General features: G+C 42.8%; 10 protein-coding genes and 1 pseudogene. 8 read left to right on the forward strand and 3 right to left on the reverse strand.

Going from position 1 to position 14,782, the window contains the following annotated elements; all coding sequences use genetic code 11:
- Nucleotides 1-37 precede the first annotated feature (37 nt).
- The 5 genes and pseudogenes from BWI96_RS13540 to BWI96_RS13560 all read left to right on the forward strand — a co-directional run bounded on the left by BWI96_RS13540 (nucleotide 38) and on the right by BWI96_RS13560 (nucleotide 7,472).
- Nucleotides 38-867, forward strand: a pseudogene (locus tag BWI96_RS13540) (phytoene/squalene synthase family protein).
- Nucleotides 868-1,458: 591 nt separating this feature from the next.
- Entirely contained in the window at nucleotides 1,459-4,749 is a 3,291-nt protein-coding gene (locus tag BWI96_RS13545; RefSeq protein ID WP_106637154.1) for a TonB-dependent receptor, read from the forward strand.
- 34 nt (nucleotides 4,750-4,783) lie between these two features.
- On the forward strand, nucleotides 4,784-6,247 hold the full coding sequence (locus BWI96_RS13550; RefSeq protein WP_198555259.1) for a RagB/SusD family nutrient uptake outer membrane protein: 1,464 nt from the start codon (nucleotides 4,784-4,786) through the stop codon (nucleotides 6,245-6,247).
- A 176-nt stretch (nucleotides 6,248-6,423) separates the two neighbouring features.
- Nucleotides 6,424-7,029: a Crp/Fnr family transcriptional regulator gene (locus BWI96_RS13555; protein ID WP_106637155.1), complete on the forward strand. Its 606-nt coding sequence runs from the start codon at nucleotides 6,424-6,426 to the stop codon at nucleotides 7,027-7,029.
- A gap of 83 nt (nucleotides 7,030-7,112) precedes the next feature.
- On the forward strand, nucleotides 7,113-7,472 hold the full coding sequence (locus BWI96_RS13560) for a DUF4260 domain-containing protein (RefSeq protein ID WP_106637156.1): 360 nt from the start codon (nucleotides 7,113-7,115) through the stop codon (nucleotides 7,470-7,472).
- Between the two features lie 61 nt (nucleotides 7,473-7,533).
- On the opposite strand, the gene BWI96_RS13565 is transcribed toward BWI96_RS13560, so the two are convergent.
- Complete coding sequence (locus BWI96_RS13565) at nucleotides 7,534-7,815, reverse strand: hypothetical protein (RefSeq protein ID WP_106637157.1); 282 nt, start codon at nucleotides 7,813-7,815, stop codon at nucleotides 7,534-7,536.
- Nucleotides 7,816-8,499: 684 nt separating this feature from the next.
- On the opposite strand from BWI96_RS13565, the gene BWI96_RS13575 reads away from it, so the two are divergent.
- Nucleotides 8,500-8,970: a bacteriocin fulvocin C-related protein gene (locus BWI96_RS13575; protein WP_157830365.1), complete on the forward strand. Its 471-nt coding sequence runs from the start codon at nucleotides 8,500-8,502 to the stop codon at nucleotides 8,968-8,970.
- 131 nt (nucleotides 8,971-9,101) lie between these two features.
- Here the strand turns inward: BWI96_RS13575 and gcvP are convergent, their stop codons facing one another.
- Nucleotides 9,102-11,987: an aminomethyl-transferring glycine dehydrogenase gene (gene gcvP / locus BWI96_RS13580; protein WP_106637160.1), complete on the reverse strand. Its 2,886-nt coding sequence runs from the start codon at nucleotides 11,985-11,987 to the stop codon at nucleotides 9,102-9,104.
- Between the two features lie 285 nt (nucleotides 11,988-12,272).
- Here gcvP and BWI96_RS13585 point away from each other — a divergent pair, with 285 nt between their 5' ends.
- Complete coding sequence (locus tag BWI96_RS13585; RefSeq protein WP_106637161.1) at nucleotides 12,273-12,596, forward strand: DUF3467 domain-containing protein; 324 nt, start codon at nucleotides 12,273-12,275, stop codon at nucleotides 12,594-12,596.
- A 435-nt stretch (nucleotides 12,597-13,031) separates the two neighbouring features.
- On the opposite strand, the gene BWI96_RS13590 is transcribed toward BWI96_RS13585, so the two are convergent.
- Nucleotides 13,032-13,253 (reverse strand): hypothetical protein, encoded by a 222-nt coding sequence (locus BWI96_RS13590; protein WP_369804169.1) that lies wholly within the window; start codon nucleotides 13,251-13,253, stop codon nucleotides 13,032-13,034.
- Nucleotides 13,254-13,574: 321 nt separating this feature from the next.
- On the opposite strand from BWI96_RS13590, the gene BWI96_RS13595 reads away from it, so the two are divergent.
- The gene (locus BWI96_RS13595) at nucleotides 13,575-14,708 is read left to right on the forward strand and encodes a 5-(carboxyamino)imidazole ribonucleotide synthase (RefSeq protein WP_106637163.1); all 1,134 of its coding nucleotides are present in this window, start codon (nucleotides 13,575-13,577) and stop codon (nucleotides 14,706-14,708) included.
- Nucleotides 14,709-14,782: the final 74 nt, after the last annotated feature.

Consider the following 14,782-nt stretch of genomic DNA (forward strand, 5'->3'; position numbering starts at 1 on the left):
TTATCCTTACTAAACCTACGGCAAATTGATGAAAAATATGATGGCATTATACGAACAAACGACACTGGAGTGCAGTCGGCTCATTACCCAACGCTACAGCACGTCGTTTACTTTAGGCATTAAAACACTGGACCGAAAGTTCCACTGGGCCATTTATGCCATCTATGGATTCGTTCGATATGCGGACGAAATCGTGGACACTTTTCATGATTTTGATAAAAAAGACTTACTGCTGCGTTTTAAAAAAGATACCTATCAGGCCATTGAAGAAGGTATCAGCCTGAATCCGGTGCTGCATTCCTTTCAGAAAGTAGTCAATCAATTTGGCATCGAGCGAGAGCTTATTGAAGCCTTTCTGATTTCTATGGAAATGGACTTGGACGAAACCAGTTATACCAAAAATGACTATGAAACGTACATCTACGGTTCTGCCGAAGTGGTTGGACTGATGTGTCTTCGGGTGTTTTGTGAAGGTGACTGTAACGAATATAACTCCCTGAGTGAACCCGCCCGCCGGCTGGGTTCGGCTTTTCAGAAAGTAAATTTCTTGCGGGATATTAAATCCGATTTTCACGACCGGGGCCGAGTATATTTTCCCGGTGTAGATTTCAATAGTTTTTCAGCCAAAGACAAACTTATCATCGAAGACGACATTCAACAGGATTTTGATGCGGCTCTTGTAGGTATTCGGCGATTGCCTCGTTCGGCCCGGATGGGAGTATATCTGGCCTATTGTTATTATTTGCGACTTTTTGCCAAAATCAAGGCCGTACCTTTTGCCCGAATTCAGGAAGAACGAATTCGAGTGCAGATTTTCAAAAACTCATGATGCTGGCCAAAACATACGTTTCCTATCGGACCATTTAATGGAGGTTGGTAAATAAAAGAGCAGCTTTTTGTTTAGAGCAGAAAGCTGCTCTTTTATTTGCTATCCCATAGTATTCAAAATCAACTAAAGCCAAGTAAAAGCTTAATTTCTAGGCTTATAGCTGCATTTTACGTTAACATCCATTCGCAGGTGGTACCTCAAAGACCAAATAAAAATATAATTATTTACATAATATAGTTGACATATTCCGACTTAGGTAATATTCTGAGTTTATTAAAATAGGTTTATTATTAATCTAAGTTTTATAAAAAAACATAGTAAGTGTATTGACTATATTGAAAAACGACTAATTTTATTCCAGATTTTTAGTAAACGGTCAGTTTAGGTCCATTTTGAGGTTGAAGGTAGTCTTATAAAGAAATTGGATTTAAGTAATAGTTGCCCATTATCCGTTTACAATCTCCGCCCGGTATAGAAACATTCATTATCCTTATATAACAGAAATCGGTGACCTGCCAGGGTCACCGATTTCAAGTACTGGAAATTTCGTCTGTAACGCCAATCACTCGACGAAACTCCGGTTTTGATTTCCATGTGTCTGTTTACATGTACCAAAACAAAGCAAAAGTATGAAAAAAAAGTACCACACTCTCCTGGAGGTGGCTGGGCAAAGGAATTTTAAGAGTAAATTAATTCTCCCCGCACTGGTCCTGGGATTAAGCCCGATTGTTTCCGGGGTAAACTTGTCCGAAAAAGTAAAAGTGCCTACCAGTCTGACTATCAGTGCCCCTGTTGATCGCGTGATTACAGGAAAGGTAACAGACAAGGAATCAAAAGAAGGGTTACCGGGTGTGTCGGTTCAGGTCAAAGGAACCAGCATCGGTACTACGACGGATGCTCAGGGCAGATACAAACTGAGCGTTCCCGACCAGCAAAGTGTAGTGGTGTTTTCGTTCGTGGGCTACACGCCAATTGAACAACCCATTTCTTCACAAACTACACTGGACGTTGAATTAGCCACTAATTCAAAAGACTTAACGGAAGTATTAGTGGTGGGCTACGGTACGCAAACCAAGAAAGAGTTTACGGGTTCGGCAGCAAGTATCAATAGTGAGAAACTCAAAGAAATTCCCGTGCAAAGTTTTGACCAGGCTCTGGCGGGCCGGGCAGCCGGGGTGAATATTGCCGTAGCCAATGGCGTACTTAATAATGCTCCCGTCATTCGGATTCGGGGGATCAACTCGATTTCTCTAAGTTCCTATCCATTAATTGTAGTGGATGGTATCCCTTTAACCACTGGTAGTGTGGGTAACGGTAACGTCCCCAATAACCCGCTGGGGGATATTAACCCTTCGGATATTGAGTCCATTGATGTGTTGAAAGATGCTGCTTCCACGGCCATTTACGGTTCGCGGGCGGCAGCTGGGGTGCTGTTAATCACCACAAAAAGAGGGAAAGAAGGACGGGTGAAAGTGGGTTACGACGGCTGGGTCGGTGTGACGAGTCCCGTGCGTTTGCCTAAACTGCTCAACGCTGATGAGTACATGATGATTAAAAACGAGGCCGTTAACAACAGGAAGATTTTAGAAGGTAGAGCTAATGATCCAAATGTACCCTCGGAATTATTTTTTCAGGCTCGTCGCTCAGATGGCTCTATTATTAATACTAACACTAACTGGTATGATTATATCTTTCAGAATGGCGTATCACAGAATCACGCCGTTAATGTAAGTGGGGGAAGTAAAACAACGAGTTACTTCTTTTCGACAAACTATTCAGATCAGAATGGTATCCTGAGAACCAATAATTTCAAGCGTAAAGGTATCCGTTTGAATCTGGATCATCAGGTTAATAAATGGCTGAAGCTAAGGGGAAGTATTAATTATACTAACTCTTTTAACAAGTCACCCAATTCTGGCTCACTGGAGGGTAATGCACAACTTATCGTGGGGGCTGCCCGGATGGCCTATACGTTGGCACCTAACGTAGCAGCTTATAAAGAGGATGGTACCCCTAACATCAGGGATGTAAACGCAGGATCTATCAATGACGGAGGACCTATCAATAATGATGGGAACAAAGTGGTTAGTGTTTATTTTAACCCTGTCGCACTTTTTAAGCTGGCGAGTTATACTTCTGAAAATGATCGTATCCTGGCTAATATCGGTGCGACTTTTAGTCTTCTGAAAGGGCTTAGTTTTACAACTAATTACTCTATTGACCGTCTAAGAAATGAGAATATTACCTCATTAAGTGCTGTCCGGGGGAGTAGTTCTACTACTAATGGTTCGGTTACAAACATAACGGGTCTTCGCAACAACTGGAACTTTACGAATACCCTTAATTACGACACTCGTTTTGGAAAAAGCCACCTGACTGCATTGCTAGGTTATGATGCTCAGGTATTTGATACTAACATATGGGGAGTGAACGTAACTCAGGCGGCTGACCCTTACTTTGATGATTACCAGGGAACATGGGGTAATATTACGCCTTCAGGAAACAGCCTCTTTAATCGATCCTTCCTGTCGATGTTCTCACGGGTAACGTATGACTTTAATGACCGTTACTTTTTTACGATAAACTTTAGAAGGGATGGTAATTCTTCTTTAGGATCAGATAAGAAGTGGGGTAACTTCGGAGGTATCTCTGGTGGCTGGTCTTTGTCCGAAGAAGAATTCTACAAAGCTTCTTCGCTGAGCAAGGTCATGACCAGTGCTAAGCTGAGAGCTAGCTGGGGACGGGTAGGAAATGGGAACCTTAACAGCCCATATGCTTCTTTAAACCTATATTCTTCATCGCTTTACGGAACGGTGCCTACCTGGGCATATAATCAGGCGGGCAATGCCAATTTAGGTTGGGAGACTTCGCAACAGACCAACGTAGGAGCTGACCTGGATTTCTGGAATGGTAAGCTTCAGGTAGAATTAACGTATTTTAATAATAACGTTGATGGCTTGATTCTGAATGTTCCACAAGCCCCATCCAAGGGAATCCCTAATAACGCTATTTTATCTAACGTAGGATCCTTATCTAACAAAGGACTTGAATTAGGCATTAACTCGACGGTAATTCGTAAATCGGACTTCTCCTGGAATATCAGCTTCAACTATTCCCGTCTGAGTAACAAAGTGACCTCTTTGGCTAGTGATGGGAAGCCTATTTTAAGCACTACTGCCAGTTCAGCTAATATCTTCAATATCACACAGGTAGGTTCGTCGGTAGGGACGCTCTACGGTGCTATTACCGACGGTATTAACCCTGAAAACGGACAGCGTATTTTCATTAACGCTGCTGGAGAGCGGGTGCAGTATAGTTTGGCAGTTCCTACTGATGGAAATTCCTGGACATATCTGGATGGGAGAGCTGCCCCTGCTATTACAGCTAATGACTACAAACCTATGGGTAATGCTCTGCCTAAATGGTATGGTGGATTTAATAATACGTTCCGTTATAAGAACTTTGATCTGAATGTAAACTTTACCTACTCTGGTGGTAACTACATTTTAAACGGGAATACGGGTACCTGGCTGGATCAACGGATGTTTAATAACTCCAAAAAAGTACTCAATCGCTGGACAACTCCGGGTCAAGTTACGGATGTACCTCGTCTGGTTTATGGAGACAACTTTGCTGCGGCTAATATTCCAAACATTTCAGCTTATGTAGAGAAAGGAGATTTCCTTCGGTTGCAAAACCTGGTGTTAGGCTACAAACTACCTGCTGCTGTATTTGGACAATCGGGTATTAGCTCGCTTCGTGTGTATGCCCAGGCCTCTAATGTATTTCTTCTTACGAAGTACTCAGGCGTAGAACCTGAATCTTCCGTAAATGGCAATACTAATACTTCACCAGGTATTGAATATAACTCTTTGGGGAATGGCCGTACCATCACGTTTGGTGTGAATCTTAGCTTCTAGAAATGATCTTCTGAATGGATTAAGCAATCTTGGCATGAAAAATAAAATATTATCTACCGTAACTTACTTAATTACGGGAGGGCTTTTACTAATGGTATCTTCCTGTAATGAATCCAAATATCTGGATACCATTCCTCCTACTCAGGTAAACGCTAACGATATCTTTGACACCCCGAGTCGTATACTTGGGCTAGTCAACGGAACCTATAAATCTTTGAAGGATGCCAACTACTTCGGCGGACGTTTTCAGCTCTATCTGGATGTCCGTGGAGAGGATTTCATTAATACTACGGGTAATAGTTTTACGGGTTACGATAGCTGGGCCAACCGCTATAACTCGGGCTCGAATGATATTAATAACCTGTGGACGGCAGCCTATGCTACCATTAACCAGGCTAACATCATCATTGATGGTATTCCTAAAAATCCAGGGATTGTTTCAGATGAGTTAGGGAATCAATACATCGCTGAAGCTAAGTTTTTACGGGCCTTATCTTATTATAGCATTGTAACGGTATTTGGACAGCCTTACAATAAAAATAATGGAACGTCGCCGGGAGTACCCTTACGGTTACAGCCTGAAACGACAATGGAGAATAACGATTTAGCCCGCAGTACGGTAGCGGCAGTGTATGCCCAAGTCTTAAAAGATTTGAATGATGCCGAAGCAGGTTTACCGACAGATTACACCGGCTCAACGGCTCTAACCCTAAAAGTTACCAGAGCTCACCGAAATACAGCCATAGCACTGAAAACACGGGTGTATTTAAATATGGGGAATTACGCAAAAGTGGTAGAAGAAGCTAAGAAAATTGTGCCTCAAACAGTAGCTCCTTTCTCCGCTACTACCGGAGTGAAGCATGCTTTACAGTCTAACATCGTTTCTGTGATTACTACAGATTATACAACTACTGAATCCATCCTTTCAGCTCCCTTTAGCACACTTGATATGTATAGTGGTCAGTCGGCTATTGGATATATCTATAATAACGTAGCTGAGTACTATCTGAACCCAACGGGGATTTTAGGTTCTTCTCAGTGGCCTACTACCGATGCCAGAAGAGGCTTTCTGAGAGCGAGTGGCTCTACTAATTATCTTTCTAAATTTGGCCGTACTGCCCCTTACCTAATTTACATGCCTTTGATTCGTTATTCCGAGGTACTGCTGAATTACGCTGAAGCAGCAGCAGAAACGGGAGATTTAACCTTGGCCACGAATTTACTTAAAGCCGTCCATGCTCGTTCAGATGCTTCCTACACCTTTCCGGCCTCTGCAACAGCTACGAAAGACGCTCTAATCAGTTCAATTCTTGTGGAAAGAAGAATTGAACTGTTGGGAGAAGGCTTCCGCTCCAATGATTTGCTACGTAGATTGCAAACTATTCCAGCAAAAACAGGTCCTACTGTAAGTGCTAATGCAGTATCTCCGGCTGCTGAGAACTATATCTGGCCAATCTCTAACAGTGAAATTGTAAATAATAGGCTTATTAATCAGTAGAAATCAGGATTACTTAAAACGGCCTGCTTCCTGTTTACAGTGGGGGCAGGCGTTTTTGTATGAATAATAAAGTAACAAACACTCTTTATATATACTGACAATGGTAATGAATCAGCGGTTACGGAAATATCCGTTAATTGCGGAAGTATAATGAGAAAGATAACCAGAGAATATTCATGTCAGTAAACAAGGATGAAATCAAGTTCCCTCTATTTCACTCTTACCTAAAACGATTTGTAGATTTAACGGATAACGAGTGGCTTGCTCTGGAGGAACAGCTACGGGTGAGGAAACTTCCCAAAAAACAACATCTCATTAGACAGGGTGAACAGGCTAAAGAGATTTTCTTCCTCATCAGTGGTTCTGCCCGGCTTTATTACGAGAAAGACGGTGACGAAAAAACGACTTACTTCTTTTTTGAAAATAACCTGGTTGGCGACTACTTGGGTTGCTTAACAAGTCAGCCGAGTACGATCAATATTCAGGCCCTGGAAGATTGCGAGCTGATGTATTTTAAGTATGAAACCCTAACCAAGCTATATGAGCAATTTCCCGTCTATCAGATTTTCGGGCGTAAGCTGGCGGAGTATTTATTCATGGGGCTGGACATACGACTAGCCGAGTTACTAACCCTAACTCCAGAAGAACGTTATCTGAAATTCATCAACACGTCAATTAAACGTAAGATTCTCGAACGCATTCCTCAGCAGTATATCGCTTCTTACCTGGGGATAACTCCCGTTTCACTAAGTCGCATTCGCCGCCGGATTGCCACTTCCTGATTTATTAACTTATGTAAAGAATTTTACCCTGTTCTCCATCGGACCTTTATAGCGAATCAAAAACCACAACAAATACTGTTGTTATGAAAACGCTCATAAAGTTTGAAGAAGCCGCTCAAGTTATTCTTTCCCTTGTCTTATTTGCCCAGTTACCGTTTGCCTGGTGGGTGTTTCCGGCTTTACTATTAGTTCCTGATGTAAGTATGGTGGGTTACGTCTTTAATAGTAAAACAGGAGCTTTTATTTATAATGTATTTCATCACAAAGCAGTAGCTATTTTGATCGGAGTCCTGGGTTTCTATCTTGGTAATGAATATGTATTGCTGGCAGGTATTATCTTATTCGGTCATTCTTCGATGGATCGGATGTTTGGGTATGGGTTGAAGTTTGATACGGGTTTTGGATATACGCATTTGGGAGAGATTGGGGATTTGAAGAAGTAATCGTTATTATGGCTCCAAATGCTCATTCGATCAGCTCTGTTGATTGATTGGGGAATGTCAATTAATTCATTGAAGAAAATAATCTAGATAAAAAGCTTTTAGTCTTATATGATTTATTGCTAGTACGCTTAATAAGAAACTTATAATAAGTTGTTGAGTTACCAATATCTTCTTTACCATCTTGATTGATAATAAAGAACAAAGAATTATTGTTTTCATAACTTGAAAATCGAACGTAAGAGTTATCACTCCATTCCTTTGTGGTTTCCCCCTCAAAATAGTGAAAATGGTAAGCTCCGTCCTGAAAGGCTACTATTATTTTATCATTGTCGAAATTTTGCATAGTTACATAATCATATTCTTTTTTCAGGAAACCAAATCCAGAATATCTTACCCCTAAACTTGCAAAATTTTTATAAAATGCATTGTATTCTTTTACTAAATATATTTTATCATACTTTTTTCAATCCATACTTTTCCGCCTTTAGAATTCACTAATTCAAATATTTCCGTCTTTACACATTCATAAAAATAGTGAACAGATATTCCTTCATCCTTCAAATGATGACGTTGCCAATAGTTACCTACCCAGATACTTCGATTCAGAAGTGAATAATTTTGATTATCGATAATTATGTTTTCTCCGGGTTCTATAGGCTCAGTTGATTTATAGTTTACGTTATATACCTTGTTTTGATAGAAGGATTTTAATTTGTTGTTGACTACCATATGTACATGTTGACAGTACTTACAGTTTATAAAAGTAGAGGTAGATAAAATGCGATATATAGGTTGGTAGCAATTAAGACAATGAAAAAGCATAGATTATATGATTTTTCATTAAAGGTAATTTAGAATTTAAAGTCTACATTAAAATATTGATGAATGGTTATTTTGAAATTTAATAAAAGTTAAAATTTATTTAACTTTAGCTAGTTATTCGGCAGAGCCGAGCGACTGTGAAAATTATTAAATGAATTCGTATTATTCTATATCCCAAATTACATCATTAATATTAATTACGCTTATGAAAAAAGGTTTTTACCTTACCCTCGCTTCACTTACGTTACTACTGTCAGGATGCTCTAAGCATAATTATGAAAGCTCATTTAGGAATACTCTTCAGGAAAAAACATCAGAGCAGTATCTGAATCAGCTCAGAAATACTATTGACGAATCGAAACTAGACCAGATGCTAGTGTTAAAAAGCCTTCCTGCTAAAAAGAGCTTCTATATAAATACCTTGAACTCGGGAGAACGCTATTATTTCTGGGTTCGGAAGTTTAATCACTATGCATCTCTTTCAGACGCTACTGCTGAACAAAAAGCCTTACTTAAAGAACTTGTGAGTCATCTAAAACCAGAATTCTTTTCTAATCCTGCACAGGGAAACCAATTTGCAGAAGGTTATATGGCCGAATGGAATAAAAAAGCACTGACTGCCTTTGATAAAGGCAATTTGGCAACCCTCACAAGTACGCTGGAATACACGCGTTAGCTTTTTAGATTTTCCCGCAGTTGCCCAACTCTACCAGACAAAACAAGATACGGAAAACGAAAGTAATTCAATAAACAAAAAGCCCGCCGCAAAACTTTGCGGCGGGCTTTACTATTAATACCAGCTATGACTTATTCAGCTGTAGCATATTCTTCCAAAGGAGGACAGGCACAGATCAGGTTACGATCTCCGTAGGCTGAATCGATGCGGCTTACCGTAGGCCAGAATTTGCTGGCTTTTACGTAAGGCAGCGGGAATACCGCTTTTTCACGCGAGTAAGGACGATTCCAGGCATCTGAAAGAACCACAAACTGAGTGTGAGGAGCCATTTTCAAAACGTTAACCGTTTTATCCGCTTCGCCTTCTTCAATTTCTCTGATTTCGTTACGGATGGCAATCATGGCATCACAGAAACGATCCAGTTCTGCTTTTGACTCTGATTCGGTAGGTTCCACCATCAGCGTTCCGGCTACGGGGAACGAAAGGGTAGGAGCGTGGAAACCGTAATCCATTAAACGTTTAGCGATGTCTTCGGCTTCAATGCCTACTGATTGCTTGAACGGACGACAGTCGAGAATCATCTCGTGAGCACAGCGGCCTTGCGAACCTACGTACAGCACGGGGAAGTGTGATTCCAGACGAGCCTTGATGTAGTTGGCGTTCAGAATGGCCGTTTCTGTCGCGTGCGTCAGACCTTCGCCGCCCATCATCGCGATGTAAGCGTAAGAAATCGTCAGGATGCTCGCTGAACCATACGGAGCTGCCGAAACGGCTGAGATAGCCTGTTCGCCACCCACGCCTTCTACCACAGCGTGACCGGGCAGGAAGGGAGCCAGGTGAGCCGCTACACCGATGGGACCCATACCAGGACCGCCACCACCGTGAGGAATACAGAACGTTTTATGCAGGTTCAGGTGGCAAACGTCTGCTCCAATCGTACCAGGAGAGGTAAGTCCTACCTGAGCGTTCATGTTCGCTCCATCCATATATACCTGACCACCGTGCTGGTGAATCAGATTACAAATTTCGATGATCGACTCTTCGAATACGCCGTGCGTCGAAGGGTAGGTAACCATCAGACAGGACAGGTTTTCACTGTACTGCTCGGCTTTGGCTTTTAAATCAGCCAGGTCGATGTTCCCGTTCTCGTCGGTTTTGGTAACGACTACCTTCATACCCGCCATAACGGCTGAGGCAGGGTTGGTTCCGTGAGCAGAAGCGGGAATCAAAGCGATGTTGCGATGGCTATTACCCTGAGCTTCGTGATACGCCCGAATCACCATCAGACCCGCGTATTCACCCTGGGCACCTGAGTTAGGTTGCAGAGACATGGCCGCAAAACCTGTGATTTCACAAAGCCAGTCGTTGAGGTTTTTAAATAACTGCTGGTAACCCGCCGCCTGAGCTTTAGGAGCAAAGGGGTGAAGTTTACCAAACTCAGGCCAGGTTACCGGAATCATTTCGGTTGTGGCGTTGAGCTTCATGGTACATGATCCCAGTGAGATCATGGAGTGTACCAGCGATAAGTCTTTATTTTCCAGCGATTTCAGATAACGTAACATTTCGTGTTCGGAATGGTGCGTATTGAAAACGGGGTTTGTTAAGTAAGCAGATTCCCGGGTAAGAACTTCGTTAAACTCCCAGGTTAAGGCTGATTCAATTTCCGACAGGTTAACACTTTTGCTTACCAGTGTCGAGAAGATGTTGATCAGTTCAACGGCATCCTGATAGGTTTTTACTTCGTCAAACGAAATACCAACCAGATTATCTCCGAAGTAACGCAGGTTGATTTCAGCGGCTTCTGTGGCAGCTTTCACCACATTTTCATCCGAAACTTTTACCTGAATGGTGTCAAAGAAAGCTTCCGTTACTACTTCATAAGCCAGTTCCTTAAGGGCCAGAGCCGTCAGTTGCGTTAAAGCATGCGTGCGGTGAGCAATTTTCTGCAAGCCTTCAGGGCCGTGGTATACGGCATAAGCCGCCGCCATTACCGAAAGAAGTACCTGAGCTGTACAAATATTAGAAGTGGCTTTCTCGCGGCGAATGTGCTGCTCACGAGTTTGCAGAGCCATGCGAAGGGCACGGTTTCCTTCCGCATCTACCGATACCCCGATGATACGACCGGGCATCTGGCGTTTGTAATCGTCTTTGGTAGCAAAGTAACCCGCGTGTGGTCCGCCGTAACCCATGGGTACGCCAAAACGCTGAGCAGAGCCTACTACTACGTCCGCACCCATTTCACCAGGAGCTTTCAGTAAAGTAAGAGCCAGTAGATCCGCTGCTACTACTACTTTGATATCTAAGTCGTGAGCAGAGGCAATCCAGTCACCGTAATCAAATACAGCTCCGTCGGTGGCGGGGTATTGTAATAAAGCACCGAAGATGCTTTCGTTGGTCAAATCAACTGTACGGTGATCACCCACCATGATTTTGACCCCAATCGGAGTAGCCCGCGTATAAAGCAGGTCAATCGTTTGTGGGTGGCATCGATCTGAAACAAAGAACGTATCTGCTTTCGCCTTGGCTCCTTTTTTCAGGGCATGTAATAAATGCAGAGCTTCCGCAGCGGCTGTGGCTTCATCCAACAGAGAAGCATTGGCGATTTCCATGCCCGTTAATTCCAAAATCATGGTTTGGAAATTCAGCAGCATTTCCAGGCGTCCCTGCGAAATCTCGGCCTGATAAGGCGTATAGGCCGTGTACCAGGCTGGATTTTCCAGAATATTACGCAGAATTACATTAGGGGTATACGTATCGTAGTAACCCGTACCGATGTAGCTCTTGAAGACTTTATTTTGACTGGCAAGCTTCTTGAAATCGTCCAAAAATTGAAATTCCGTTTGAGCGGGAGGAAGATTCAAGGCATTAGCCCGGCGAATGGCCGAAGGTACTGTTTGGTTGATGAGTTCTTCAACCGAAGTTACGCCAATTTCAGCCAGCATAGCCTGACGATCGGCCTCATCTGCATTATTATGACGATTTTCGAAAAGTTCCTGGTAACGAAGAGCAACCTGCATGGAGCATTATTGTTGATGGAAACAAAGGACAAATATACACAGAAAAGACGGCCCTTGTGCAGAAGAAAGAACTAGGATTTTTACAAAATTCATAGTTAGGTAATAACCTGCTTAGACGATCGGATCACAAGGATTATCTTTGACTTTTTGCAAATCCGGTAGTCCATGAATTACCTTAGTTTTCTTCTAACCGTTCTAAAGTAAGAATTCGATTCATTTCCAGGAAGTTCGCTTGTCTGGATTAAATTTTTACTGGTAGAGATTATTTCATTAATGAACACAGCTATGTCAAAGCAACCAGCTGCAGAGCAGAACGATCAAATCGAAATCGAATTGTCCGAAGAAATGGCAGAGGGTACTTATTCGAATCTGGCCATTATCTCGCATTCCCAAAGCGAATTTGTTATTGATTTTGTACGATTAATGCCTAACGTTCCTAAAGCAAAAGTAAAATCACGTGTAATCATCACGCCCGACCATGCCTTGCGGTTGATGCATGCCTTGCAGGATAACCTGGCTAAATACGAAGAAAACTACGGCCCCATTAACGAAGGTGGCGGGCATTCCGGTTTTCAACTTCCCTACACGGGTCCCGTAGGAGAAGCTTAATCAAACGGCTGGCGATTGCTGGCCGTTTTTGTTTGGGGGGAAGATTGGTAGAGCTTAATAAACCTCCAAAGTACTGGTAGATCATTCAATAACTTCATGCTGGGGTTGAAAGTACATCCTTATCCAGCCGTTGCCAGCTTTTTCGCTGGCAACAGGTGTTACTTGAAGGACTCCTTCGAATAGATCATTCAGTGCCAACCAGACCGGGCTCATCCATCAGGAACCCCCGTATTAAATCTCGCTGGAGTTGAAAGTATATCCTTATCCTGCCGTTGCCAGCTTTTCCGCTGGCAACAGTGTTACTTGGGGAGGCTTATCCCCGGGTTGACACCCGGGGCTATTCATATGGAACCCCGCTGGGGTTTTAAGTTGAATGATTTGCAAGTCCAGAGCCCCAGTCTGGATAGCCTCGTATGCTAATGCATAAAATAAAAATCATTTCAAAAACCGAAGAAAAGCCCCAAACCTGCGTTTGCTTAGGTATTCCAGGTCTTCTTCAAAAGCATAGGCTTCCTTTTCAAAACTAATAGCCCGGTAAGCAGCGTGATGAGATTTACCTTTCAATCGATGGTAATAATACTCGCTAACGTACCAGAGATAAAAGGGCAAAATCAGCCACTCCGCCTGTTGACGAATATGAATGCGTTCATGATTCATCAGCGAGGCTGAAGGACGGGGCGTACTAACAATAATAAACGGCCAAAGGGTAATACCATTTACCCCAAGCCCCGGCCAATAAAGCGTTAATGGCCATCCGGTAGACTTTAGAAATCTGATTTTCAGTGATTAGTTGTCCGTTTGCTATTGACAGTTTTCAATTAAGTAGAGTGAACGGGCTCGCAATTGTGAAGGTAAAGAGAAATACTAAAAAGGTTAATAGCAAGCAACTGAAAACAGAAAACTATAAACTGAAAACTCCAACTTATCTTTGCATCATCATCTGAGGGAAGCCTCTTCATTCATTTCTATTATTCTTACATGTTTAATCCCGGTGTTCGGTTTGGCCTATTGGGCGGCGGCCAGTTAGGTCGTATGCTCCTACAGGTTGCCATTGATTTTGACTTATCCATTAAAGTACTTGATCCTGATGCTCAGGCTTCCTGTGCGGAAATCGCCCCCGAATTTGTGGTAGGGTCTTTTCAGGATTTTGATACCGTCTATGCGTTTGGTAAAGACCTGGAAGTAATAACAATTGAAATTGAGGCAGTGAATCTCGATGCCCTGAAAAAGCTGCAAAGCGAAGGCGTTCGGGTATTTCCTCAGCCCGAAATTGTTGAGATTATTCAGGACAAACGCCTGCAAAAACAATTCTACCGCGATCATAACCTGCCTACTTCTGATTTTGTGTTAGTCGAAAATCAGGCAGATGCCCGTCGTCACGCAGATTTTCTGCCTGCTTTTAATAAGTTGGGGAAAGGCGGTTACGATGGTCGTGGCGTACAAAGAATTGCTACGGCTGCTGATTTCGACAAAGCATTCGATGCTCCGGGGTTATTGGAAAAAGCCGTTGATTTTGAAAAGGAATTAGCCGTCATCGTCGCTCGTAATGAGCGGGGAGACGTCAAGACATTCCCTACTGTAGAAATGGTTTTCCATCCCGAAGCAAACATGGTGGATTATCTGTTTGCTCCGGCCTCGATTCCCGCTGAAGTAGATGCCCGGGCTCAGTTTATTGCCAGCCGTACAGCCGAAGCTTTTGGCATTGTGGGTCTTCTCGCCGTTGAAATGTTCTTAACCAAAGACGGCGAAATTCTCATTAACGAAGTAGCTCCCCGTCCGCATAACAGTGGGCATCATACGCTGCGGGCTAACGACGTAAGTCAGTTTGAGCAGCACTTACGGGCTGTATTGAACTGGCCTTTGGGCGACACAAAAGCCCATTCCTATGCGGCTATGATTAACCTGTTGGGAGCTGAAGGCTACGAAGGCGAAGCTAAGTATGAAGGCATGGAGACCCTGCTGGAAACCCCCGGCGTGCATCCTTTCCTCTATGGTAAAAAAATTACCAAGCCTTTCCGCAAAATGGGCCATATTACCGTCGTAGACAAGGAACTTGAAACGTTGAAAAAGAAGGTAGAAGCCCTTAAAAACGCCGTTCGCATCATCTCATAAATCTAGTTTTTAGTTGTTTGTTAAGGGTTGTTAGGAAAAGTGAAGACTTTAACTTTCATCAGCTAACAACAAAC

It is taken from the genome of Siphonobacter sp. SORGH_AS_0500, assembly GCF_002838835.1.
Taxonomy (GTDB): Bacteria; Bacteroidota; Bacteroidia; order Cytophagales; family Spirosomataceae; genus Siphonobacter.

Bases quoted from the DNA above. Each gene is read 5' to 3' on its own strand.
- BWI96_RS13560 (WP_106637156.1), top strand. From the start codon at position 7,113: ATGAAAACGCTCATAAAGTTTGAAGAAGCCGCTCAAGTTATTCTTTCC.
- BWI96_RS13545 (WP_106637154.1), top strand. From the start codon at position 1,459: ATGAAAAAAAAGTACCACACTCTCCTGGAGGTGGCTGGGCAAAGGAAT.
- BWI96_RS13555 (WP_106637155.1), top strand. From the start codon at position 6,424: ATGTCAGTAAACAAGGATGAAATCAAGTTCCCTCTATTTCACTCTTAC.
- BWI96_RS13550 (WP_198555259.1), top strand. From the start codon at position 4,784: ATGAAAAATAAAATATTATCTACCGTAACTTACTTAATTACGGGAGGG.
- BWI96_RS13565 (WP_106637157.1), bottom strand. From the start codon at position 7,815: ATGCAAAATTTCGACAATGATAAAATAATAGTAGCCTTTCAGGACGGA.
- BWI96_RS13595 (WP_106637163.1), top strand. From the start codon at position 13,575: ATGTTTAATCCCGGTGTTCGGTTTGGCCTATTGGGCGGCGGCCAGTTA.
- BWI96_RS13575 (WP_157830365.1), top strand. From the start codon at position 8,500: ATGAAAAAAGGTTTTTACCTTACCCTCGCTTCACTTACGTTACTACTG.
- BWI96_RS13590 (WP_369804169.1), bottom strand. From the start codon at position 13,253: ATGAATCATGAACGCATTCATATTCGTCAACAGGCGGAGTGGCTGATT.
- gcvP (WP_106637160.1), bottom strand. From the start codon at position 11,987: ATGCAGGTTGCTCTTCGTTACCAGGAACTTTTCGAAAATCGTCATAAT.
- BWI96_RS13585 (WP_106637161.1), top strand. From the start codon at position 12,273: ATGTCAAAGCAACCAGCTGCAGAGCAGAACGATCAAATCGAAATCGAA.